This is a genomic window from Geodermatophilus sp. SYSU D00705, assembly GCF_054050135.1.
Window position 1 is genome coordinate 1 of record NZ_JBJGYT010000009.1, and the last position, 22,720, is coordinate 22,720.

19 protein-coding genes and 1 tRNA gene are annotated in these 22,720 nt (G+C 74.9%); 12 read left to right on the forward strand and 8 right to left on the reverse strand.

What is annotated here, in order from left to right:
- Positions 1–149: 149 nt before the first annotated feature.
- Positions 150–683 (reverse strand): single-stranded DNA-binding protein, encoded by a 534-nt coding sequence (locus ACI78Q_RS09250; RefSeq protein ID WP_456923039.1) that lies wholly within the window; start codon positions 681–683, stop codon positions 150–152.
- A gap of 182 nt (positions 684–865) precedes the next feature.
- Positions 866–1,669: a class I SAM-dependent methyltransferase gene (locus ACI78Q_RS09255; protein ID WP_456923040.1), complete on the reverse strand. Its 804-nt coding sequence runs from the start codon at positions 1,667–1,669 to the stop codon at positions 866–868.
- A gap of 135 nt (positions 1,670–1,804) precedes the next feature.
- Here ACI78Q_RS09255 and ACI78Q_RS09260 point away from each other — a divergent pair.
- Positions 1,805–1,877 (forward strand) — tRNA-Arg (locus ACI78Q_RS09260).
- Positions 1,878–1,898: 21 nt separating this feature from the next.
- Here the strand turns inward: ACI78Q_RS09260 and ACI78Q_RS09265 are convergent.
- Together ACI78Q_RS09265 and ACI78Q_RS09270 are read right to left on the reverse strand one after the other, a co-directional pair.
- On the reverse strand, positions 1,899–2,537 hold the full coding sequence (locus ACI78Q_RS09265) for a hypothetical protein (protein WP_456923041.1): 639 nt from the start codon (positions 2,535–2,537) through the stop codon (positions 1,899–1,901).
- 143 nt (positions 2,538–2,680) lie between these two features.
- Positions 2,681–3,721, reverse strand: coding sequence for an LLM class flavin-dependent oxidoreductase (locus tag ACI78Q_RS09270; RefSeq protein WP_456923042.1), 1,041 nt, complete (start codon positions 3,719–3,721; stop codon positions 2,681–2,683).
- A 212-nt stretch (positions 3,722–3,933) separates the two neighbouring features.
- Between ACI78Q_RS09270 and ACI78Q_RS09275 the strand changes: the two genes are divergently transcribed.
- Entirely contained in the window at positions 3,934–5,889 is a 1,956-nt protein-coding gene (locus tag ACI78Q_RS09275; protein WP_456923043.1) for a putative bifunctional diguanylate cyclase/phosphodiesterase, read from the forward strand.
- Position 5,890: 1 nt separating this feature from the next.
- On the opposite strand, the gene ACI78Q_RS09280 is transcribed toward ACI78Q_RS09275, so the two are convergent.
- Positions 5,891–6,685: an SGNH/GDSL hydrolase family protein gene (locus ACI78Q_RS09280; protein WP_456923044.1), complete on the reverse strand. Its 795-nt coding sequence runs from the start codon at positions 6,683–6,685 to the stop codon at positions 5,891–5,893.
- Positions 6,686–6,784: 99 nt separating this feature from the next.
- On the opposite strand from ACI78Q_RS09280, the gene ACI78Q_RS09285 reads away from it, so the two are divergent.
- Complete coding sequence (locus ACI78Q_RS09285; protein ID WP_456923045.1) at positions 6,785–7,570, forward strand: transglutaminase-like domain-containing protein; 786 nt, start codon at positions 6,785–6,787, stop codon at positions 7,568–7,570.
- A gap of 13 nt (positions 7,571–7,583) precedes the next feature.
- A complete protein-coding gene (locus ACI78Q_RS09290) occupies positions 7,584–8,111 on the forward strand; it encodes an NUDIX domain-containing protein (RefSeq protein ID WP_456923046.1) in 528 nt (175 codons plus the stop codon).
- Here the strand turns inward: ACI78Q_RS09290 and ACI78Q_RS09295 are convergent.
- The 3 genes from ACI78Q_RS09295 to ACI78Q_RS09305 are packed head-to-tail and all read right to left on the reverse strand — an operon-like array spanning position 8,081 to position 12,067.
- Complete coding sequence (locus tag ACI78Q_RS09295; protein ID WP_456923047.1) at positions 8,081–9,325, reverse strand: FAD-dependent monooxygenase; 1,245 nt, start codon at positions 9,323–9,325, stop codon at positions 8,081–8,083. The two genes, ACI78Q_RS09290 and ACI78Q_RS09295, sit on opposite strands and share 31 nt — an antisense overlap.
- Positions 9,322–10,587, reverse strand: coding sequence for an FAD-dependent monooxygenase (locus tag ACI78Q_RS09300; protein ID WP_456923049.1), 1,266 nt, complete (start codon positions 10,585–10,587; stop codon positions 9,322–9,324). Before ACI78Q_RS09300 ends, ACI78Q_RS09295 begins: the two co-directional genes overlap by 4 nt.
- A 52-nt stretch (positions 10,588–10,639) precedes the next feature.
- On the reverse strand, positions 10,640–12,067 hold the full coding sequence (locus ACI78Q_RS09305; RefSeq protein WP_456923050.1) for a dihydrolipoyl dehydrogenase family protein: 1,428 nt from the start codon (positions 12,065–12,067) through the stop codon (positions 10,640–10,642).
- A gap of 107 nt (positions 12,068–12,174) precedes the next feature.
- Here ACI78Q_RS09305 and ACI78Q_RS09310 point away from each other — a divergent pair, with 107 nt between their 5' ends.
- From ACI78Q_RS09310 to ACI78Q_RS09345, 8 genes are all read left to right on the forward strand, one after another.
- Positions 12,175–12,687, forward strand: a complete 513-nt coding sequence (locus ACI78Q_RS09310; protein ID WP_456923051.1) for a flavin reductase family protein — start codon at positions 12,175–12,177, stop codon at positions 12,685–12,687.
- A 141-nt stretch (positions 12,688–12,828) separates the two neighbouring features.
- Complete coding sequence (locus tag ACI78Q_RS09315) at positions 12,829–13,347, forward strand: sigma-70 family RNA polymerase sigma factor (protein ID WP_456923052.1); 519 nt, start codon at positions 12,829–12,831, stop codon at positions 13,345–13,347.
- Positions 13,331–14,428 carry a hypothetical protein gene (locus tag ACI78Q_RS09320; protein WP_456923053.1) on the forward strand — a complete coding sequence of 366 codons (1,098 nt, stop codon included), beginning with the start codon at positions 13,331–13,333 and terminating at the stop codon, positions 14,426–14,428. The genes ACI78Q_RS09315 and ACI78Q_RS09320 overlap by 17 nt, the downstream gene beginning before the upstream one ends.
- 19 nt (positions 14,429–14,447) lie before the next feature.
- Entirely contained in the window at positions 14,448–15,419 is a 972-nt protein-coding gene (locus tag ACI78Q_RS09325) for an ABC transporter ATP-binding protein (RefSeq protein ID WP_456923054.1), read from the forward strand.
- Complete coding sequence (locus tag ACI78Q_RS09330; RefSeq protein WP_456923055.1) at positions 15,416–16,264, forward strand: ABC transporter permease subunit; 849 nt, start codon at positions 15,416–15,418, stop codon at positions 16,262–16,264. Before ACI78Q_RS09325 ends, ACI78Q_RS09330 begins: the two co-directional genes overlap by 4 nt.
- A gap of 47 nt (positions 16,265–16,311) precedes the next feature.
- Entirely contained in the window at positions 16,312–18,915 is a 2,604-nt protein-coding gene (locus ACI78Q_RS09335) for a bifunctional FO biosynthesis protein CofGH (RefSeq protein ID WP_456923056.1), read from the forward strand.
- A gap of 305 nt (positions 18,916–19,220) precedes the next feature.
- The gene (locus ACI78Q_RS09340) at positions 19,221–21,233 is read left to right on the forward strand and encodes a primary-amine oxidase (protein WP_456923057.1); all 2,013 of its coding nucleotides are present in this window, start codon (positions 19,221–19,223) and stop codon (positions 21,231–21,233) included.
- A complete protein-coding gene (locus ACI78Q_RS09345) occupies positions 21,230–22,711 on the forward strand; it encodes an APC family permease (protein ID WP_456923058.1) in 1,482 nt (493 codons plus the stop codon). The genes ACI78Q_RS09340 and ACI78Q_RS09345 overlap by 4 nt, the downstream gene beginning before the upstream one ends.
- Positions 22,712–22,720: the final 9 nt, after the last annotated feature.

Below are 22,720 nucleotides of genomic sequence, written 5' to 3' on the forward strand. Positions count from 1 at the left end.
GCGGTGAGGGTGGCGGCGGCTTCGGCGGCGGTGGCGGTGGCGGCTTCGGCGGCGGGGGGGGGGGGGGGGGGGGGGGGGGGGGGGGCGCCCCCCCCCCCCCCCCCCCCCCCCCCGTGCGTTCTCGCCTCCGATCCTCCCAGCCCGGGCAACTAGACGTGCGCGGGCACCGCGGTGAGGTCGGGGGCGTCCACCCCGTGCAACGTCTCGGTGGCGTCCACGTAGTCCCGGCCGGCCACCGGGATGTCGGCCTCTCCCGGGAAGCCGCCGTCGGCGGGGCGCGGCGGCGTCTCTGCGGCGACGTCCCCGGCGTCGGCGGGGCGGGCGGGCCGGGTGCGTGTGAACGTGGTCCTGCCCCGGGCGAGGTTGGGGCCGACGGCGGTGGCGCGGATCCGCGGCGTGCTACGGCGGCCGTTGTCGGACTCCCAGCTGTGCGTGGTGAGCGTGCCGTGGACGATCACCGGGTCGCCCTTGCTCACGCTGCCGGAGACGTTGCCCGACAGCTCGTTCCAGCACTCGACGTCGACCCAGAAGGTGCCGGAGTCGACGAACTCCTGGCTGCGGCTGTCGAAGCGGCGGGCGGTGGAGGCCATGCGGAAGTTGGTCACCGGGGTGCCGCCCTCCGGGCGGTAGCGGCGGGGGGCGTCGACGACGTTGCCGACGACGGTGACGATCGTGTCGTTCACGGTGCTCCTCGGGTGTGCAGCGCCGGGACGGCGCGTCCGGCGCGGTGCCGGTGTGCGACCGACCCTCGACGCCGCAGCGCCCGTGCGGCGTCGCCCGCCGGGATCTGTGGACGGCAGCGGCGCCTGTGGACGACCGGAGCCGTCGGCGCAGCGGGAGCTGGTCCACTGCGGGCGTGACCGCCTCACCCGCGCCGCCCGCGCACCGCCCACGCCCGGGCCGACAGGCTGATGGAGCCGTCGGCGTCGGTGGGGAGGCGTGCGCGCAGCGCCTCGCGGAGGGCGGTGCGCTGCTCCTCCCCGAGCGACGCCACGTAGGCCGGCGCCGGTCCCGTCCGGCCGAGGAAGGGGGTCCAGTAGTCGTCGAAGCCGGTGAAGACGGTCGCCACGACGATGGCGTCGACCGCGACGTCCGCGAACCCGCCGGCGAACAGGTCGCGCAGCGGGCCGGGCCGGCACCAGCCCGACCGGCGCCCCTCGTCGAGGTCCCGCGCGGCGGGGTCCAGGTCCACGGCGGCGTCCCAGAAGAACCGCAGGAGCTGCATGCCGTCGGCGTAGTCCCACACGTAGGCGGCGACCACACCCCCGGGCCGGACCACCCGCCGCATCTCCGCCACGCCGGCGGCCGGGTCGGGCACGAAGTTGAGCACCAGGCCGGAGACCACCGCGTCGACCGACGTGTCGTCCATCGGCAGCGCCTGCGCGTCCCCCTCGCGGAACGACGCCCGCGCGTCGGGAATCTGCGCCCTGGCGAGGGCCAGGAAGGCGGGCGAGGGGTCCACGCCCAGCACGCTGCCCGGCGCGCAGCCGGCGAGCACCGCTCCGGTCAGCGCGCCGGTACCGCAGCCGACGTCCAGCCACGCGCGGCCGGCCGGCACGTCGAGCCCGGCCAGGAACCCCGGGGCGACCGCACGGCTCCACCGGCCGATGTACGCCTCGTAGGCGGATGCCCCCGCCCACGGTCCCGCCGCAGCGGTCGTCTCGCTCACGGGGCACCTCCCGACGGGGGACGACGGTGCGCCGGTCATCCTCGTCCCGCCCGCGCGGCCGGCACCAGCAGTGCGGTGCCGACCGGCCCGGCACCCCGCGGGGTGGCACGGTCCAGTGCGATGATCGGCAGTCGAGCGCCCGTAGCTCAGCGGATAGAGCAGGTGCCTTCTAAGCACTTGGTCGCAGGTTCGATCCCTGCCGGGCGCGCTTCCGACCGCCCGAGCCCGGTCAGGTGCGTTCCGGCGGGTGCGCGGTCAGGAACGCCCGGGCCCGCCGCTCGTCCCGTCGGATGGCGGGCACGGCGAAGGCCGCGGTCCCCGCCAGGACCACCGCCGCGGGGACCCGCCACCAGGCCGGAGAGGCGATCAGCAGCCCCAGCCACATCGCCAGCAGCCCCGTGGTCAGCGGGACGACGTGCCGCTGCTGGAGCAGTCCCTCGGCCAGCTCGCGCGCCAGTGGGAGCCGGGCCGGGTCGACGGGCGCGGTGCCGCGCACCTGCGCCAGCAGTTCCTTGCGCTGCCGGGGCGTGAGTGCCCACAGCGGGCTGCGCCAGGCACCGCGGCGTCGCGCCGCGCGCCACTGCCGGACGACCGCGACGCCCGCGACCACGAGCCCACCGGTGGCGAGGGCGAACCCGAGGACCGCGAGCCAGGCGGGGACCTCGGCCGGCTCCGACCCGGACGCGAGCACGACGACGACCCCGATCACCGCTCCCACGACGCCGGAGAGACCCGCGACGACGAGCAACTGCCGCCACATCGACCGGCGCGCCCGCCGCCGCGCCGACCGCGCCGGCGCCGGACCGAGCAGCGCCTCGGCCTCGGACCAGCGGGCGTCGTCGGCGGGGGTGGGACGGTCGGCGGTCACCCCCGCAGCCTGGCGGGGACGACGGGTCGCGGACGTCCCACCGCGGCCGGTTCCCCCAGCCGGGTGACGGCTCGGCTGGACACGACGAGGGCGGTGGCGCCGGGTGCCCCCGGCGCCACCGCCCTCGCACGTGCGGCCGGGCGTCAGCGCTCGGCCGGCGGCACCCAGCCGATCGCCGGGGCCACGTGCCGCACGATCGTCTCCAGCAGGCGGGCGTTGTAGTCCACGCCCAGCATGTTCGGCACGGTGAGCAGCAGGGTGTCGGCCTCCCGGACGGCGGCGTCCTTGGCCAGCTCCTCGGCCAGCTGGTCGGGCTCGCCGACGTAGCTCTTGCCGAACCGCGCTCGCACCCCCTCCAGCAGGCCGACCTGGTCGTCGCCGGACCGCTCGCCGAAGTACTGCCGGTCCAGGTCGGTGACGATCGGCATCACGCTGCGGCTCACCGACACCCGCGGCGTCCGCTCCCAGCCCGCGTCGGCCCAGGCCGCCCGGTAGCGGGCGATCTGCTCGGCCTGCAGCTCGTCGAAGGGCACACCGGTGTCCTCGACCAGCAGCGTCGAGCTCATCAGGTTCAGTCCCTGGCGCGCCGTCCACTCGGCGGTCGCGCGGGTTCCCGACCCCCACCAGATGCGCTCGGCCAGGCCCGGCGACTGCGGCTGGATCGCCAGCCGGCCGGTCATCCCGCCGGTCATCTGCGGATCGGCGTCCACCACCGGCTGACCGGAGATCGCGGCGAGGAACAGCGCGGTCTTCTGCCGCGCGAAGTCGGCGTCGGTCGCCCCCTCGGCGGGGACGTACCCGAAGGCCTCGGAGCCGCGCAGCGCCGTCTCGGGTGACCCCCGGCTGATGCCGAGCTGGAGCCGGCCGTCGGCGAGCAGGTCGGTGGCGGCGGCCTCCTCGGCCATGTACAGCGGGTTCTCGTACCGCATGTCGGTCACGCCCGTGCCGACCTCGATCCGGCTGGTCCGCGCGGCCATCGCGGCCAGCAGGGGGAACGGGGAGGCCAGCTGCCGCGCGAAGTGGTGCACGCGCACGTAGGCGCCGTCCACACCGAGCTCCTCGGCGGCGACCGCCAGTTCCACGCTCTGCACCAGGGCGTCACGGCCGGTGCGCACCTGTGATCCGGGGACCGGCTGCCAGTGCCCGAAGGACAGGAAACCGATCCGCTTCGGGAAGCCGTCCATCACTCCACCTCTCTCGTCGTCCGCGGAGCCAAGCGCGGCGGAGGGGCCGGGTGTTCCCGGCGGACACCGCCGGGGGACGACGGCCACAGCGGCGTCCCACCGGTCACACCAGCCGCCGACACCACTTGTCGTCACTCAATGTGTTCAGTTGACCACGACTCTCCGACGAGAGGTTCCGTCACTTGACGGCATCGGTCCCTCACCCTGGACCGGTGAACCTGAGCGCTCCCGACGTACCGCGGCCCCGGGCAGGCACCCCCGGCGCCGCCGCCGGCTCGCGGCTCCGCGCCATCGACACCCTGCTGGCCGACCGCGGCCAGCTCTTCCGCGCGCTGTTCCTCGCCGCGCCGATCCCCAAGGCACTCGTCGACCTCGACGGGCACCTCCTCGTGGTCAACGAGGCGCTGTGCTCGATGACGGGGCGCGCGGCCGAGGACCTCGTCGGCCGGCACGTCGACCTGCTCGCCCACCCGGACGAGGCGCCGGTCCCCGACCTGCCGCCGGCCCCCGAGGGCCCGCTGGACCCGTGGCTGCGGCTGGACGGCGAGCGGCGGCTGCGCCGGGCCGACAACAGCGAGCTGTGGGCGATGCAGTCCCACGAGGTGATCCACACCAGCACCGGCGCGCCGCACTTCGTCGTCCTGTCGCTGGTCGACGTCACCGACCGGCGCCGCGCGGAGGAGGACCTCGTCCGCCGGGCCTACACCGACCCGCTGACCGGCCTGCCCAACCGCCGGGCCCTCGGCGAGCGCCTCAACCACGCGCTGGCTCTCTCCCGCCGCCGCGGGTTGCAGGTCGGCCTGGTGCACCTGGACCTCGACCGGTTCCAGGCGGTCAACGACGTCCTCGGCCACGAGGCCGGCGACCAGCTGCTCATCCAGGTCGCCGACCGGCTGCGGTGGAGCACCCGCGTGGAGGACACCGCGGTGCGGCTGGGCTCGGACGAGTTCCTGATCCTCGCCGAGGACGTCGAGGACCTGGAGGGCCTGCGCGCGCTGGCCGACCGGCTGCTGTCGGTGCTCGACGACCCGTTCCTCATCGGCGAGCGGGAGATCGTGCTGTCGGCGAGCGTCGGCCTCACCCTCGGCTCCGACGTCGCCCCCGACGACCTGCTGCGCCAGGCGCACAACGCGCTCACCCGCGCCCAGGCCGACGGCAGCCGGGCCCGCATCGAGGTGCACGACGGCGTGCTCAGCGACAGCGAGATCGACCAGCTGCAGCTGGAGGCCGACCTGCGGCACGCGCTGGACTCCGACGAGCTGCGGCTCTTCTACCAGCCGATCGTGGCGCTGGCCGACGAGACGCTGCTCGGCTACGAGGCGCTCATCCGCTGGCAGCACCCCACCCGCGGGCTGCTGCCCCCGGGCGCGTTCATGGACGCGGCCGAGGACAACCGGCTGACCTCCAAGCTCGGTGCGTGGGTGCTGCGCCGCGCCTGCGTGGACGCCGCGACCTGGCCGGCCGGGCTGCGCGTGCACGTCAACATCTCCGCCCGGCACCTGGCCGAGCCCGGGTTCGCCGAGCTGGTGACCGACGCCCTCGCCGAGTCCGGCCTCCCGCCGGAGCGGCTGGAGCTGGAGATCACCGAGTCGACCGCGCTGTTCGCCGCCGAGGCGACGCTGCAGGCGGTGTCGGAGGTGACCGACGCCGGCGTCACCCTGGCGCTGGACGACTTCGGCACCGGCTACTCGGCGATCACCGCCCTGCACCGGCTGCCCATCCACACGGTGAAGATCGACCGCTCGTTCGTCGCCGACGTGGTGACCGAGCCCTCCACCGCGGCGCTGGTCCAGGGGCTGGTCCAACTGGGCCTCGGCATGGGCCTGCAGGTCATCGCCGAGGGCATCGAGGACCTCGACCAGGCCGACTGGCTGCGCGAGCACGGCTGCGTGATGGCCCAGGGCTACGCCTTCGGCCGCCCCGCCCCGCTGCCCGGTCCCGCGCCGACGACCGAGGACGTCGAGCTGGCGGGGACGATGCCGCCCGGGACGGTCACCGTCGAGGACGTCCTGGCCGCCGAGCACGCACTGGTCGTGGAGGAGATGGAGTACATCGACCCGGCCGTGGACCTCGGCCCGCCGTCCGGCCCCGCGCTGCGGCTGGTCCGCGACCCGGAGCCCGACGGCGACCCGGACGCCGACCCCGACGAGGACGACGACCGGGACTGAGTCAGGCCCGCGGCAGCGCCAGCGGGACCGGCCGCTTGGCCGCGCGGCCGTCGCCCGAGGAGCGGCCGCGCAGCCGGCGGGCGATCCACGGCGCGACGAAGCCGCGCACCCACGCCGCCTCCTCGGCCAGCGCCGCCCGGAACGCCCGCCGCGGCTGCGGGGCCAGCGGCTGCCGCCAGTCGTCGCCGACGGGCAGGCCGAGGGCGGTGGCGGCGGCCAGCGCCGTGCGGCGGTGGCCCTCGTCGGTGAGGTGGATGCGGTCGCTGTCCCACATCCGCCAGTCCTGCACCCACTCCGCGCCCCACTGGTCGAGGACGACGGCGCCGTGCCGGGCCGCGATCGACCACAGCGACGCGTTGAACACGGCGACCCGTCCCCGGGTGCGGCGGATGATCGGCGTCTGGCGCGGGTCGACGCCCGTGGCCAGCAGCACGTCGGCACCCGCGGCGCGGAACCGGGCGACGGCGTCCTCGAGGACGGCGGCCAGCCGGTCGGGGTCCGCGCCCGGGCGCAGCAGGTCGTTGCCGCCGGCGACCAGGCTCACCAGGTCCGGCTGCGCGTCCAGCGCCACCGGCACCTGCTCCTCGACCACCTGTGGCAGCAGCCGTCCCCGGACGGCGAGGTTGGCGTACTCCACGTCGCCGTCGGCCGCCGCCGCCAGGTGCTCGGCCAGCCGGTCGGCCCAGCCGCGGTACTCCCCCGGCCGCTGCGGGTCGGGGTCACTGAGCCCCTCGGTGAAGGAGTCGCCGAGGGCGACGTAGCGGCGCCAGGTGGTACGGGAGGGCTCGAGCTGCACGACCTCCACTCCAGCACGGCCCCGGGGAGCCCCGCTGACCACGGGTGGGGTGAGGCACCACACAGGGCGCCGGGCCTGCGACGACGCGACGATGGGTGGGTGCGCACCGACGTCGCGGCGACCCTGACGATCTCCTCCCCCGCCCCGGCGACGGCGCTGCTGCAGGTGGCCGCCGCCACCCCGCTGGAGGAGCAGCTGACCGTGCTGTGCGACGGCCGGCCGCTGGCGGTCGAGGAGTTCGCCGCCGGCGAGGCCCGGGTGCACCGCGTGGAGCTGGGCGAGGGGACGACGACGGTCGCCTACACCGCCGCGGTGAAGGGCGACGGCCCGCCGCGGCCGGTCACGCCGGCCGCCTGGGCGGAGGCGCTGCGGCCGAGCCGCTACTGCCCCAGCGACCAGCTGGAGGGCTTCGCCTCGACCGAGTTCGACCGCTCCCTCCCGCGCGCCGAGCTGGTCGAGACCGTGGCGGCCTGGGTGCACGACCGGCTGGTCTACACCCCGGGCGCGAGCCGGCCGGTCGACACCGCCGTCGACACCCTGCTGGCCGGCCGGGGCGTGTGCCGCGACTACGCGCACCTGACGGTGACGCTGCTGCGTGCCCTGGAGGTGCCGGCCCGACTGGTCGCCGTCTACGCGCCCGGGCTGGACCGGATGGACTTCCACGCCGTCGTCGAGGCCGACGTCGACGGCACCTGGCACGTGGTGGACGCCACCCGGCTCGCGCCGCTGCGGTCGCTGGTGCGGATCTGCGCCGGCCGCGACGCCGCCGACACCGCCTTCCTCACCACCCTGGGCGGGGTGGCCCGGTTCGAGTCGATGACGGTGACCGCCACCGTCGACGGGGGACTCCCGCAGACCACCACGGCGCCGCACCCGCTGCCCTGAGAGGCTGGCCGGCATGCGGACGACGAGCAGCCGAGAGGTCTACCGGAACCCGTGGATCCGGGTGCGCGAGGACCAGGTCGAGCGGCCCGACGGGTCGACCGGGATCTACGGCGTCGTGGAGAAGCCGCACTTCGCGCTGGTGCTGCCCGCCGAGCGCGACGGGTTCTGGCTGGTCGAGCAGTTCCGCCACCCGGTCGGCCGGCGGGCCTGGGAGTTCCCGCAGGGCACCTGGTCCCACGGGGCCTCCGGTGGCGCCGAGGAGCTGGCCCGGGCCGAGCTCGCGGAGGAGACCGGCCTCCGGGCCGGGACGCTGCGCCACCTCGGCCACCTGGACCTCGCGCCGGGTTTGTCCACCCAGGAGTTCGACGTCTGGCTGGCCACCGACCTGACCCCGGGCCCGACCGCGCGCGAGGCCACCGAGGCCGACATGCGCTGCGACTTCGTCCCCGAGGTGGAGCTGCGGGCCAGGATCCGGGACGGCCGGTTCACCGACGGCCCGAGCCTGGCCGCCTACAGCCTGCTGCTGCTCGACCGGGGCTGAGCCGGCTCCGCCGGGGGCTCGCCGTCCAGCCCCGGCCAGCGACGCGGGGCGGCGTACCGCCGACGGGCCGCGCGGATCCCCCGCCCGGCGGCCCGGACCACGCCCAGCTGGCCGGCACGGGACAGCGGGTGACGGCGTCGCACCGCGGCCCCGTCGCGGCGGCCGTCCTTGGCGTTGACGAAGTCGAGCACGTCGAGGTCCAGGATCTCGTCGAAGTGCTCCCAGCGCTCCGCCCGGCGCCGGGCGGCGTCGACCGCGCGGTTCGCCCGAGGACGGCGTCGCTCGTCGTAGGCGGTGAGGGCCTTGGTCAGGTCGCGGTGCTCGGCCAGGGCGTCGGCCAGCGCCACGGCGTCGGTCATGGCCAGGCGGGTGCCCGAGGCCCAGGTGAAGTGGGAGGCGTGGGCGGCGTCCCCCATGAGGGCGATGTTGTCGTGCCACCAGGTCTGGTTGGTCATGTGCGGGAAGCGCTGCCACGTCCCCGGGTCACCGCTGGTCCGACCGGTCAGCGGCCGGCCGTGCAGCACCTCGGCGAAGACCCCGGACAGCAACGTCAGCCCGTCCGCGCCCGGCAGCGTGTCCAGCCCCAGGCCGTGCCACGTCTCCGGCGTGCACTCCACGACGCAGGTGCTGGTGGTGCGGCTGGACGGGTAGGCGTGCATCCACACCCACCCGGCACCGGTCCGCTCGAAGGCGAACGTGATGCGTGGGAACACGTGGTCCGTGCCGAGCCAGAGGTAGCGGTTGCGGCCGTACGTGGTCGTCGTCCCGAAGGCGTCTCCGCACTGCCGCCGAACCCGGCTGCCCACGCCGTCGGACGCGACGACCAGGTCCGCGTCCGCGACCTCGGCGAGGTCTCGGACCTCCCGCCCGAACTCGACCTCCGCGCCGAGGTCGACGGCGCGGCGGGCGAGGACGTCGAGGAGTGCCGACCGCTCCAGGGCGGAGCGGTAGTGCGAGAAGTACGCCGACCGCCCCTCCTTCCACCACTCCTGTTCCTCCCAGCTCACCGAGCGGGCGTGGACCTCCCGGGCACCGGGCAGGTCGTTGGCGAACAGCAGGTCCATCATCCGCTCGGAGTAGGTCACGCCCCACCCGGACGTCGCCCCGGGGACGTACCGCTCGATCACCCGCACCGCGAGGTCGGGATCGCGTCTCCGGGCGCAGATGGCGAAGAACAGGCCCGCCGGCCCACCGCCCACGCAGACGACGTTCATGCGCCCCGGGTCCCTTCCGCTGAGGACGTTCCGACTGAGGACGCCCCGACGAGGTGGGGCGCCGCGGCCGGCGGGGCGCCGTCCGGCCAGTGCCTGCGCGCGTGTGACCACCGGCGCACGACCCGGGCTCCCCGAAGGGCACTGCGGACCGGGCGGAGCTGCCGGGTCAGGGTCCACGGGCGGTGGCGCCACAACTCGACGTCCGGACAGCCCCTCATGGCGCTGACGTAGTCGACCGCGTCGTGCTCGAGGAGCCTGTCTGCGTCCTCCGACCGTCCCGCGGAGCGCTGCCCGCTCTGCACGGCACGGTCCATGAGTGGTCGGCGCTGCTCCTCGTAGGCCTCCAGGGCCCGCGGGATGTCGCCGTGAACAGCCAGGCATTCGGCCAGGGTGGCCGCGTCGGTGATCGCGTACCGCGTGCCCGAACCGCTGGTGTAGTGCACGGCGTGCGCCGCGTCGCCCATGAGGACGACGTTGCCGTGCCGCCAGGTCAGGTTGGTCAGGTGCTTGAAGCGCAGCCACCGCGCCGGCTCACCGTGGGGGCCTCCGTAGAGCCGCCCCCCGGCCAGGACCCGTTCGAAGAGGCTCTCCAGCAAGCGCAGGCCCTCGTCGGGCGGCATGCGGTCCAGTCCCAGGCCCGTCCAGGTCTCCGGCTTGCACTCCACGACGCACGTGCTGATCGGGCCCTGGGCGGGGTACGAGTAGACCCAGACCCACCCCGCGGGTGTGCGCTCCCACGCGAAGGTGATGTGCGGGAACCTGCGGTCGGTGCCGAGCCACGCGTAGCGGTTGCGGCCGACGGTCACCTGCGTCCCGAACTGGTCCGCGAACTGCTGACGGACCCGGCTGTTGACCCCGTCCGCGGCCACGACCAGGTCGGCGTCCGCGAACGGCGTGACGTCGGTGACCTCCTGCCCGTACTCGAGCTCCACCCCGAGCTCCACCGCCCGCCGCGTCAGGACGTCCAGGAGGGTCGACCGCTCGATGCCGGAGATCGTCTTCTGCAGGAACAGGGACCTCCCGTGGAGGACGAGCTCCTTGTCGTGCCAGGTGACCGACCGGGCGCGGATCTCCCGTGCGCTCTGGGGGTCGTGCGCGAAGAGCAGGTCGAGGAGCTGGTCGTGGAACGTGACACCCCAGCCGAAGGTCTCGCCGGGCGGGTTGCGTTCGAGGACCCTGACCCGACTGCCCGGGTCCCGCCTCTTCGTGCAGATCGCGAAGTAGAGCCCTGCGGGTCCGCCGCCGACGCACACCACGTCCATGCGTCCCGAGGATGGCCCGGACGGCCCCAGCGGGACAAGGCGTCCGGGCGCGTCAGCCGCGGTACGCCTCCAGCAGCCGCAGCCAGACCTCGCTCATCGTGGGGAAGGCCGGGACGGCGTGCCACAGCCGGGCGATCGGCACCTCGCCGACCACCGCGACGGTCGCGGCGTGCAGCAGCTCGGCCACGCCCGGCCCGACCAGGGTGACCCCCAGCAGCACCTCGCGCTCGGGATCCACCACGGCGACCGCCGTCCCGGTGTAGCCGTCGGCGTGCAGCGACGCCCCCGCGACGTGCCCGATCGGGTACGTCACGACGCGGTGCGGCACCCCGGCCTCGGCCGCCGTGGCCCGGGTCAGGCCGACGCTGGCGATCTGCGGCTCGGTGAAGACCACCGACGTCGTCGCCCGCCGGTCGGCGGTGGCCGCGGTCGGCGACCAGTCGGCCGTCGACACCGCCTCGCCGCGGGCACGGGCCACGATCGCCGCGCCGGCCTGCCGCGCCTGGTACTTGCCCATGTGGGTCAGCTGCCGGCGGCCGTTGACGTCGCCCACGCCGTAGAGCCACGGCAGGCCGCGGACCTGCAGCGAGTCGTCGACGTCGAGGTACTCCCCCGGCGTCAGTCCCACCGTCTCCACGCCGACGTCGGCGGTGCGCGCCCGCCGGCCGACGGCGACGAGCACCTCGTCGCCGCGCCGCTCGCCGTCGGTGCACCGCAGCACCACCTCGTCGCCCTCCCGGGAGGCGGCCACCACGTCGGTGTCCAGCCGGACGTCGACGCCGCGGTCGCGCAGCGCGGCGGCCACCGCCGCCCCGGCCTCGGGCTCCATGTCGTCGAGCAGCCGCTCCCCGCGCTGCAGCAGGGTGACCCGGGTGCCGAGCGCCTGCCACGCCGTGGCCATCTCGCAGCCGACGTACCCGCCACCCAGGACCAGCAGCCGGCCGGGGGCCTCCTTGGCGCTGGTGGCCTCGCGCGGGGTCCACGCGCCGACGTCGCGCAGCCCCTCGACCGGGGGGACGGCGGCCTCCGAGCCGGTGCAGACCGCGACCGCGTGCCGCGCCGTGAGCCGGGTGGTCGTCCCGTCGGCGGAGGTGACGACCACCGCGCGCTCGCCGTCGAGCCGGCCGGTGCCGCGGACCAGCGCGATGCCGGCGCCGTCGACCCACTGCGCCTGCGGGGTGTCGTCCCAGGAGTGGGTGAAGCCGTCGCGGCGGGCGAGGGTGGCGGCGACGTCCTGCTCGCCGGTGACCGCCTGCCGCGCGCCGTCCACCGCCCGCGCCGCGGCGAGGGCCTCGGTGCCGCGCAGCAGTGCCTTGCTCGGCATGCACGCCCAGTACGAGCACTCGCCGCCGACCAGCTCGGCCTCCACGAGCGCCGCGGTCAGGCCCCCGCGGACGACGGCGTCGGCGACGTTCTCCCCGGTGGAGCCGCCCCCGAGGACGACGACGTCCACCACCAGCTGCGCAGCGACCACCGTCACCGGTTCGCTCCCGCGGGACGCTCCGCTCCTCGCTCGTTCCTCGCTGCGATGCTCGCGTCCCTGTCCGCTCACCCGTCGCATCCTGGCGGTGTGGTCGACTGGCCGCCATGCCGGTCGACCCCGCCACGTTCGCCGACGCGCTCCGCCAGTACGCCGCCGGGGTGTGCCTGATGACCGTGCAGGACGACATCGACGACGTCGGCACCACCGTCACCTCGGTGATGAGCGTGTCGGCCGACCCGCCGCTGGTCGCGGTCGGGCTGACCGCGGGCGGCTACCCGGCGGAGGTGCTCGAGGCGGTGGGCACCTGCGCGCTGACCGTGCTCGCCGCCGGGCACGCGATCGTGGCGTCGCGGTTCTCCTCCGCCGGGCGGCCCAGCGCCCGTCACCTGCTGGAGTCGCTGCCCTGGACCCGGGCCCCGGGCAGCGGGGGCATCGTGCTGACCGGGGGGCTGGTCGCCCTTGACTGCCGGCTGGAGCGGCTGGTCGACGCCGGAGACCACGTGCTGGCCCTGCTGGGCGTCGAGGAGGTGCTGGCCGGGGACGCCGCCGCTCCGCCCCTGCTCCGGCACCGGGGCCGCTACGTCGACGACAGCGGCGCCGCGGCCGGTCGCGCCTGACCGCGCGGTGAGAACCGGTTGTCACATCCGCGGCCCCGGCGGTGCTGTAGGGGCATGGAGCTCATCCGGCCCGGAGGACCGGCCGCCGCCCTCCCGGTCCCGGGCAGGGGGCGCGGCGCACGAGGGAGGGGCGGCGTAGCGGTGTCGAGTCCCGCCGCGCGCGGTGCCGTGCGCACCGACCTGGCCGACGTCTTCCGCAGCCACTACCCGCGGGTTGTCGCCGTCGCCGCCCGGGTGCTCGGCTCCCGCGACTCCGCCGAGGACGTCGCGCAGGAGGTCTTCCTCTCCTTCGGCCGCTCCTCGGTGCCGGCCGCCGAGGCCGGGGGCTGGCTGACCGTCGCCGCGACCCACACCGCGCTCAACCTGCTCCGCTCCGGCCGGCGTCGCAGCGCCCGTGAGGTGGCCGCCGGGCCCGGTCCGGCCGTCGTCCCCGACGTCGCCGAGACCGTGATCACCGGCGAGGAGCGCAGCTCGGTCCGGGCCGCGCTGGGCCGGCTGCCGCACAAACAGGCGGCCGCGCTGGTGCTCCGGCACAGCGGCCTGAGCTACGCCGAGGTCGCCGCCGCACTCGACATGTCCCCAGGGAGCGTGGGCACCACCGTGCGCCGCGCCGAGTCCGTCCTGCTCGAGGAGCTGAACCGCCATGCGTCACCCGAGTGAGGGCGTCCTGCGCCGACTGGTCGACGAGCCGGCCGGCGTGACCGACGCCGACCGCGCCCACGTCGCCGGCTGCCCGGCGTGCCTGGGTGCACTGGAGACCGCCCGCGCCGACGCCGAGCTCGTCGGCTCCGCGCTCGCCCCCGCGGGCTCCGCGACCGTCGACACCGACGCCGCCTGGGCCCGCCTCTCGGCGACCGCCGCGGCGGCCGCGACGACCGCCGGCGCCCGTCGTCCGGTGGCTCCCGCGGCGCGCGGCCGGTGGTGGACGACGGTCCGCAAGCCCGCCGTGGCCGCGGTGAGCGCGGTGGTGCTGGTGACCGGCGCCGGCGTCGCGGCGGCCAACGACTGGCTGCCGATCTTCCAGGCCGAGCGCGTCGACCCGGTCGAGGTGAGCGCCACCGACCTCGTCCAGGTGCCCGACCTCTCCGCCTACGGCGACCTGGAGGTCACCCAGGAGCCGGACCCGCAGCAGGTGCCCGACGCCGCGGCCGCGCGCGAGCGGACCGGCCTGGACGTCCCCGAGGTCGCCGACCTGCCCGACGGCGTGACGGGGGAACCGGCCTACCAGGCGGCGGGGGTCCTCGACGCCACGTTCACCTTCTCGGCCGACAAGGCCGCGCAGGCCGCGGCCGCGGAGGGCGAGGTCCTGCCTCCGGCGCCCGCGGGGATCGACGGCAGCCGGCTGCGGCTGCAGGCCGGTCCGGGCGTCGCGACCGTCTGGTCCCAGCCGACCGGCGTGCCGACGCTCGTCGTCGCCCGGGTCGGCGCCCCCCGCGTGGACTCCTCGGGCGTCCCGTTCGAGACGGTGCGCGACCACCTGCTGTCCCTCCCCGGCCTGCCCGACGGGCTCGCGGACCAGCTCCGCGACCTCTCGGCGGACGGCGCGACCCTGCCCCTCCCCGTCCCGGCGGAGATGGTGACCAGCTCCACCGCCGACGTCGGCGGCGTGGAGGCGACCGTCCTCACCTCGCGCAACGGGCTGTTCGCCGGGGTGGTGTGGGTCGAGGACGGCGTGATGACCGGGGTCGCCGGGTCGCTGAGCGCCGACGAGCTCCTGTCGGTCGCCCGTGGCCTCCGCTGACGCCACTACCGTCCGGGGCGTGACCTCCGACACCACGGCCGCGGGGACGGCGGCCGGCGAGCTGGCGGCTCTCCCGCCGTCCCCGGCGGTCTGGTGCTCCGGGCTGCGCAAGCGGTACGGACGCCGGACCGCCGTGGACGACGTCTCCTTCTCGGTCGCCCGCGGCGAGGTGCTGGGCCTGCTCGGCCCCAACGGCGCGGGGAAGACCAGCGTCATCAAGATGCTGCTGGGCCTGGTCCGGCCCGACGCCGGTGAGGTGCTGCTGCTCGGCCGGCGGTCGACCGACCCCCGGTCGCGGGCCGCCGTCGGGTACCTGCCCGAGCTCTTCCGCTACCAGCCCTGGCTGACGCCGGCCGAGGTGCTGGACCTGCACGTGAGGCTGGCCCGGGTCGACGTCCCCGCCGCCGAGCGACGGGAGTGCCTGGCGCTGGTGGGACTGGCCGAGCGGGCCGGGGACCGGGTCGGCGGGTTCTCCAAGGGCATGCAGCAGCGGCTCGGGCTCGCCGTCGCGCTCGTCGCCCGGCCCGAGCTCGTCGTCCTCGACGAGCCCACCAGCGCGCTCGACCCGATCGGCCGGGTCGATGTGCGCGACCTCGTGCTCGGGCTCCGGTCCCGCGGCGTGGCGGTCCTGCTCAACTCGCACCTGATCGGGGAGGTGGAGCGGGTGTGCGACCGGGTGGTGATCCTCGACCGGGGACGGGTGGCCGCGTCGGGCACGCTCGCCGAGCTGCTCGGCCAGCGCGAGGTGCGGTTGCGGCTGGGCGGCGCGGACGGCCGGGCCGAGGACCGGCTGCGGGCGGCCGGCGCGCTGGCCCGCAGCGGCGACTGGTTCACCGTCGCCCTCTCGTCCGAGGACGACGGCGTCACCGTCCCGGACCTCGTCCGCGACCTCGTCGGGCTCGGCGTCCGCGTGCACGCCGTCGAACCGGTGCGGATCAGCCTCGAGGAGCGGCTGCTCGGGATCCTGCGCCACGAGGAGCCCACGCCGTGACGGCGCTGACCGTCGCCGGCCTCACGCTGCGCGAGGCCGCCCGGCGGCGGGTGGTCTGGGCGCTCCTGGCGCTGACCGTCGTCCTGCTGGCGCTCAGCGCCTGGGGCTTCTCGAAGCTGGTCGGCCTGGACACCGAGCTGGGCACCATGACCAGCGGGGAGGCCCGTCTCGTCGCCTCGCTGCTGCTCAACCTGATCATGTTCGGGCTGAGCCTGATCGCGGCCATCGGCACGGCCTTCCTCGCCGGGCCGACGCTCGCCGGGGAGGTCGAGTCGGGACAGGCGCTGGCGATCCTCGCCCGTCCGGTCCGCCGGTCGTCGGTCCTGCTCGGCAAGTGGCTCGGGCTGGTCGCCTTCGGCTCCGGGTACGTGGTCCTGGCCGGCCTGGCCGAGATCCTCGTCGTCCGGGTGGCGGTCGGCTACTGGCCGCCCGCGCCCGCCGTGGGGCTGGCCCTGCTGGCCGCCCAGACCGTGGTGCTGCTGACGCTGGCGCTCCTGCTGTCCAGCGTCGTGTCGCCGATGGCCTCCGGCATCATCGCCGTCGGGCTGTTCGGGGCGACCTGGGTCGCCGGCGTGGTCGGGGGCATCGGCGCGGCCCTGGGCAACGAGGGCGTCGAGCGCGTCGGCACGGTGTCACGGGTCCTGCTGCCCACCGACGGCCTGTGGCGTGGCGCGATGAACGCCTTCCAGGACCCGGTCGCCCTGGTCCAGATGGGTCCCGGGGAGGGCGGCTTCCCCTTCCTGAGCGAGGCGCCGCTGACCCCCGCGTACCTCGCGTGGGCCGTGGTCTGGATCGCCGTGTTCTGGGGGCTGACCGCGCTGTCCTTCCAGCGCCGGGACGTCTGAGGAGACCACCCTTCGACGACACCGGGCAGGGGATAGCGTCGACCGCGATGACCGAGCAGCTGATCCCCACCGAGTCCGCCGTGCGCCGCGCCGTCGTCCGCGCCGAGCGCGGCGTCGCCCTGGACGCGACCGAGGCCGAGACCCTGCTGTCCGCCCGCGGCCTGGGCGAGGGGGAGCCGCTGGACCGGCTGCTGGTCGCCGCCGGCCGGGTGCGCGACGCCGGGCTGGCCTCGGCCGGGCGCCCGGGGGTGGTCACCTACAGCCGCAAGGTGTTCATCCCGCTGACCCACCTGTGCCGGGACCGCTGCCACTACTGCACGTTCGTCACCACGCCCGGTCAGCTGCGGGCGGCGGGGAAGGCGCCGTTCCTGTCGCCGGACGAGGTGCTCGACGTCGCCCGCGCCGGGGCCGCGCTGGGCTGCAAGGAGGCGCTGTTCACCCTCGGCGACCGCCCCGAGGCACGCTGGCCGGTGGCGGCGCAGTGGCTGGAGGCGCACGGTTTCGACTCGACCCCGGCCTACCTGCGCGCGATGGCGATCCGCGTGCTGGAGGAGACCGGGCTGCTGCCGCACCTCAACCCCGGCGTCCTGTCGTGGGAGGAGATCCAGCGGCTCAAGCCGGTGTCGGCGTCCATGGGGATGATGCTGGAGACGACGGCGACCCGGCTGTGGTCCGAACCCGGCGGCCCGCACTTCGGCTCGCCGGACAAGGAGCCGCGGGTGCGGCTGCGGGTGCTGGAGGACGCCGGGCGCTCGGCGGTGCCGTTCACCACCGGCGTGCTGCTGGGCATCGGCGAGACCTACGCCGAGCGGGTCGACGCCGTGCTGGCCATCCGCGCGGCGCACGCCCGGCACGGGCACGTGCAGGAGGTCATCGTCCAGAACTTCCGGGCCAAGCCGCGCACCGCGATGGCCGCCTCCGCCGACCTGGACCTGCAGGAGTACGTCGCCGCGGTCGCCGTCACCCGGCTGCTGCTCGGGCCGAAGGCGCGGGTGCAGGCGCCGCCGAACCTGTCCGACTCCACCGAGCTGGAGCTGCTGCTGCGCGCCGGCGTCGACGACTGGGGCGGGGTCTCGCCGCTGACGCCGGACCACGTCAACCCCGAGCGGCCCTGGCCCAACATCGACAAGCTGGCCGCGCTGACCGCCGAGGCCGGCTTCGAGCTGCGGGAGCGGCTGGCCGCCCAGCCGCCCTACGTCCTCTCCCCGGAACCGTGGCTGGACCCCCGGGTGCGCCCGCACGTCGCCGCGCTGGCCGGCCCCGGCGGGCTGGCGGTCGAGGGCCGCACCCCGGTCGGGCGGCCGTGGCAGGAGCCGGACGAGGCGTGGACGTCGTCCGGGCGGGTGGACCTGCACGTCGAGGTGGACACCGTCGGGCGCACCGGCGACCGGCGCAGCGACTTCGACGCCGTCTACGGCGACTGGTCCGAGCTGCGCTCCCGCACCGAGTCGGCCCGGTCGGCGGGGTCGTCGGCCCTGCGGGTCGGCGACCCGGCGGTGCACGCGGCCCTGTCGCACGCCGAGACCGACCCCGCCGGCCTCACCGACGCGCAGTACCTGGCGCTGCTGGGTGCCGACGGGGCGGACCTGGAGGCGCTGGTGGCTCTGGCGGACTCGGTCCGGCGCGACACCGTGGGCGAGGACGTCACCTACGTGGTGAACCGGAACATCAACTTCACCAACGTCTGCTACACCGGCTGCCGGTTCTGCGCGTTCGCCCAGCGGCGCACCGACGCCGACGCCTACACCCTGTCGATGGCCCAGGTCGGCGACCGGGTGGACGAGGCGTGGGCCGCCGGGGCGACCGAGATCTGCATGCAGGGCGGCATCCACCCCGACCTGCCCGGCAGCGCCTACCTGGACCTGGCCCGCGAGGTGAAGCGCCGGCAGCCCGGCATCCACCTGCACGCCTTCTCCCCGATGGAGATCGTCAACGGCGCCGCCCGCACCGGGCTGTCGTTCGAGGAGTTCCTCATCGCCGCGAAGGAGGCCGGGCTGGACTCGGTGCCGGGCACCGCGGCGGAGATCCTCGACGACGACGTCCGCTGGGTGCTCACCAAGGGCAAGCTGCCCACCGCCACCTGGATCGAGATCATCACGACCGCGCACCGCGTGGGGCTGCCGACGACCTCGACGATGATGTACGGCCACGTCGACACCCCCGCGCACTGGGTCGCGCACCTGCGCACCCTGGCCCGGGTGCAGGACGAGACCGGCGGGTTCACCGAGTTCGTGCTGCTGCCGTTCGTGCACCACAGCTCGCCGATCTACCTGGCCGGCGTCGCCCGCCCCGGCCCCACCGTGCGGGAGAACCGGGCGGTGCACGCGGTGGCCCGCCTGCTGCTGCACGGCCGGATCGCCAACGTGCAGACCTCCTGGGTCAAGCTCGGCGACGTCGGCACCCAGGCGGTCCTGGCCGGCGGCGCGAACGACCTCGGCGGCACGCTGATGGAGGAGACGATCAGCCGGATGGCCGGCAGCGAGAACGGCTCGCTGAAGACCATCGCCCAGCTCGAGGCGATGGCCGCCGCCATCGGCCGCCCCGCCCGCCAGCGCACCACCGAGTACGGCACCCCGTCGGCCGAGCGGACGGCCACCGCGCGGTCGGAGGAGGGCCGCCGCGCGCTGACCCTGTCGATCACCCCGCGCTGAGCGGGGCGGGTCGCCGCAGGTCGTCCGTTCTCAGGTCGGAGTTGCTCATGCGCACCTCCGCGGGCTCGGCTATGGCAGTCCCTGCCCGGCACCTCCGCGGGGTGTGTCACAACGCACCACTGTCCGTCACCGACTCCGCTGGGTGTTCAGCGAAACACGCTGAGAGGGCCCAGCTCCCACCAGCGGTTGTGACCTAGGTCACTGGAACTCCTTGTCGGCCGCACCACGCCCTCGGTACGGTCCGGCCCACCTGGCCGCGCGCCCCCGCGCCCCAGGCCCGGTCGACGCTCCTCGAGGAGAATGCCGTGGCCCTCCACGCTCCGGATGTACGCACCACCACCAGCAACCCGCTGGAGCCCCTGAACCCCGATGAGATCCGGCGGACCTCGGAGATCCTCCGCGAGCAGCGGGATCTCGGTGACCAGGTCCGGTTCGTGATGACCCGCCTGCACGAGCCGCCCAAGCAAGAGGTCCTCGCGCACGACCGCGCGGGCGGCCCCGAACCGGAACGGGCGGCCTCCGTCGTCCTCTACGACCGCGGTCACCAGCAGACGATCGAGGCGGTCGTCTCCCTCTCCAGCGGCCTGGTCACCTCCTGGGAGGTCGTGGAGGGGGTCCAGCCCAGCGTGATGCTGGAGGAGTTCTTCCAGACCGAGGAGATCACCCGCGCCGACCCGAGGTGGCAGGAGGCGATGCGCAAGCGCGGGGTCACCGACTTCTCGCTGACGATGATCGACCCGTGGGCCGCCGGCTACGACCTCGAGGACCCCAAGGGGCGTCGGCTCATCCGCCCGCTGACCTTCGTCCGCTCCCGCGAGGACGACAACGGCTACGCCCGCCCGGTCGAGGGGCTCATCGTGCTGGTCGACCTCGACCGGATGGAGGTCATCGACGTCCGCGACCACGGCGTCGTGCCGCTGCCCGGGAAGGCCGGCAACTACACGCCCGAGCTGGCGTTCGACGAGGACAACCGCCCGGCGTTCCCAGGGCTGCGCGACGACGTCCGGCCGATCGAGATCACCCAGCCGGAGGGGCCGAGCTTCACCGTCGACGGCCACGCGGTCAGCTGGCAGAAGTGGCGGTTGCGGGTGGGCTACAGCCCCCGCGAGGGCCTCGTGCTGCACCAGGTGGGCTACGAGGACAAGGGCCGGCTGCGCCCGGTCATCTACCGGGCGTCGCTGTCGGAGATGTACATCCCCTACGCCGACCCGGCTCCCACGCACCGGATCAAGAACGTCTTCGACGAGGGTGAGTACGGGGTGGGGCTGCTGCTGAACCCGCTGCAGCTCGGCTGCGACTGCCTGGGCGAGATCCACTACTTCGACGCCGTCGCCAACGACCAGGACGGCCAGCCGGTCACCATCCCCAACGCCATCTGCATGCACGAGGAGGACTACGGGGTCGCGTGGAAGCACACCGACTTCCGCACGGAGAAGATGGAGGTCCGGCGCTCGCGCCGGCTGGTGATCTCCTGCTTCGCCACCGTCGGCAACTACGAGTACGGGTTCTTCTGGTACCTCTACACCGACGGCAGCATCCAGTTCGAGGTCAAGCTCACCGGCGTGATCTCCACCGGCGCCGTCCAGCCCGGTGAGCAGCCGCGGTTCGGCAACCTCGTGGCCCCGGGCCTCTACGGCCCGCACCACCAGCACTTCTTCAACGTCCGCCTGGACATGCAGGTCGACGGCGAGCGCAACTCCGTCTACGAGGTCGACTCCGTCCCGCTGCCCCCGGGTGCGGACAACCCCTACGGCAACGCCTGGGTCACCCAGAAGACGCTGCTGGGCCGGGAGAGCGAGGCCCAGCGGCTGATCGACCCGTTCGCCGCCCGCGTCTGGTACATCGTCAACCCCTCCTCGGTGAACGAACTCGGCCAGCCGGCCGGCTACAAGCTCATGCCCGGGGACAACGTGCTCCCGCTCCAGCAGGAGGGCTCGCAGGCCTTCTCGCGCGCGCAGTTCGCGTACAAGCACCTGTGGGTGACGGCGTACGACCCGCGCGAGATGTTCGCCGCCGGCGACTACCCCAACCAGTGCGAGAACGCCGGTGGGCTGCCCGAGTTCGTCAAGGCCGACCGGTCCCTCGAGGACCAGGACGTGGTGGTCTGGTACTCGTTCGGCGCCCACCACGTCGTCCGCCCCGAGGACTGGCCGGTCATGCCGGTCAGCTACGTCGGGTTCCACCTCAAGCCGGTCGGGTTCTTCGACGGCAACCCCGCCCTCGACCTGCCGCCGTCGGCGCCGGCCTGCCACACCGGCAACGGGCACGCCGCCGGCAACGGGCACGCCGCCGCCGGCAACGGGCCGGTGGTCCCGTGAGCGGGCCGGAGCAGCAGCCGCACGCGGTCCACCCCGACCGGGGCCTGGCGCACAACTCGATGAGCCAGGTCGAGGTGCTGTCCCAGTCGGTGGCCGGCATCGCCCCCAGCGCCGTCATGGCCACCGGGCCTGCGCTCATCGTGCTGTTCGCCGGCCAGGGGGCGTGGCTGTCGTACGTGGCGGCCACGATCGTCGTGGTGCTCGTGGGGCTGGTCGTGGCGCAGTTCGGACGGCGGTTCGCGTCGTCGGGCTCGCTCTACAGCTACGTCGCCCGGGGACTGGGCCCCACCGGGGCGTTCGCGGCCGGCTGGGGACTGGTCATCGGGTACACGTGCATCGCGATGCTCGGCGTGACCCTGATCGGCCCCTATGCCGCCAGCTTCCTCGAGACCCTCGGGCTGCCCGCGGCGACGATGACCGGGTTCATCGTGATCACGGCGATCACGACGGTCGCCTCGGCCGCGTTCGCCATCGCCGGCATCAAGATCTCCACGCGCATCGGGCTGGTGCTCGAGGTCGTCTCGGTATCCGCCGTCCTGCTGGTCCTCGTCGTCGTGGTCGCCAACGGCGGCGAGAGCTCGGCTCCGTCCCAGTTCGACCTGTCCGGTCTCACCTCGGACGGCGTCACGTTCGGGATCGTCCTCGCCGTCCTGGGGTTCGTCGGGTTCGAGAGCGCGGCCAGCCTGGGCGCGGAGGCCCGCGACCCGCACCGGACCATTCCCCGGGCGGTGATCGGCAGCGCCGTCCTCGTCGGCATCCTGTACGTCTTCGCGACCTACGCCTCCGTGCTCGGCTTCGGCGGGACCGAGGCGCTGAGCGGCAGCTCGGCCCCGATCAGCGACCTCGCCCAGCGCAACGGTCTCGGCGGCGTGACCTGGCTGGTGGACCTCGGGGTCACGGCGTCGTTCTTCGCGGTCGCCATCGCCAGCATCAACGCCGCCGCGCGCGTGCTCTACACGATGGGCGAGGAGGACGTGCTGCCCGCGGTGCTGGGCCGGGCCCACGCCAAGCACAAGACCCCGCACATCGCCATCGGCGTCCTCGCGCCCGTCGTCGGCCTCGTGCCGATCCTCCTGATGATCGCCGGGCGGGCCCCGCTCGAGGTCTACGCCTACGTCGGCACGATCGGCACGTTCGGCTACATGCTCGGGTACCTGCTGATGGCCGTCGCGCTGCCGTTCTTCCTCCGCCGCCGGGGTGAGGCCAACCCGCTGTCGACAGTCCTCGCGATCGTCGTCGTGGCGGCGCTGCTCTACGTCTTCTACAAGAACGTCGTCCCGGTCCCGGACTGGCCGATGAACCTCATGCCGTGGATTTTCGTGGGCGCGCTCGTCCTCGGTCTGGCCTGGTACGCCGGCGTCCGGATCCGGAACCCGCAGGTGCTCGCGGAGGTGGGCACGGTGGAGGAGGACCCCGTCCCGCCGGGTACGGCGCAGGTCCACGTCACCGGACTCGGCGAGCCGGAGAACCGCCGGTGAGCGGCTGAC

What these genes read in the sequence shown, in the direction of transcription:
- ACI78Q_RS09270 (WP_456923042.1), bottom strand. Translation starts at nt 3,721, where the DNA reads ATGGACGGCTTCCCGAAGCGGATCGGTTTCCTGTCCTTCGGGCACTGG.
- ACI78Q_RS09290 (WP_456923046.1), top strand. Translation starts at nt 7,584, where the DNA reads ATGCGGACGACGAGCAGCCGAGAGGTCTACCGGAACCCGTGGATCCGG.
- ACI78Q_RS09295 (WP_456923047.1), bottom strand. Translation starts at nt 9,325, where the DNA reads ATGAACGTCGTCTGCGTGGGCGGTGGGCCGGCGGGCCTGTTCTTCGCC.
- ACI78Q_RS09300 (WP_456923049.1), bottom strand. Translation starts at nt 10,587, where the DNA reads ATGGACGTGGTGTGCGTCGGCGGCGGACCCGCAGGGCTCTACTTCGCG.
- ACI78Q_RS09310 (WP_456923051.1), top strand. Translation starts at nt 12,175, where the DNA reads ATGCCGGTCGACCCCGCCACGTTCGCCGACGCGCTCCGCCAGTACGCC.
- ACI78Q_RS09320 (WP_456923053.1), top strand. Translation starts at nt 13,331, where the DNA reads ATGCGTCACCCGAGTGAGGGCGTCCTGCGCCGACTGGTCGACGAGCCG.
- ACI78Q_RS09335 (WP_456923056.1), top strand. Translation starts at nt 16,312, where the DNA reads ATGACCGAGCAGCTGATCCCCACCGAGTCCGCCGTGCGCCGCGCCGTC.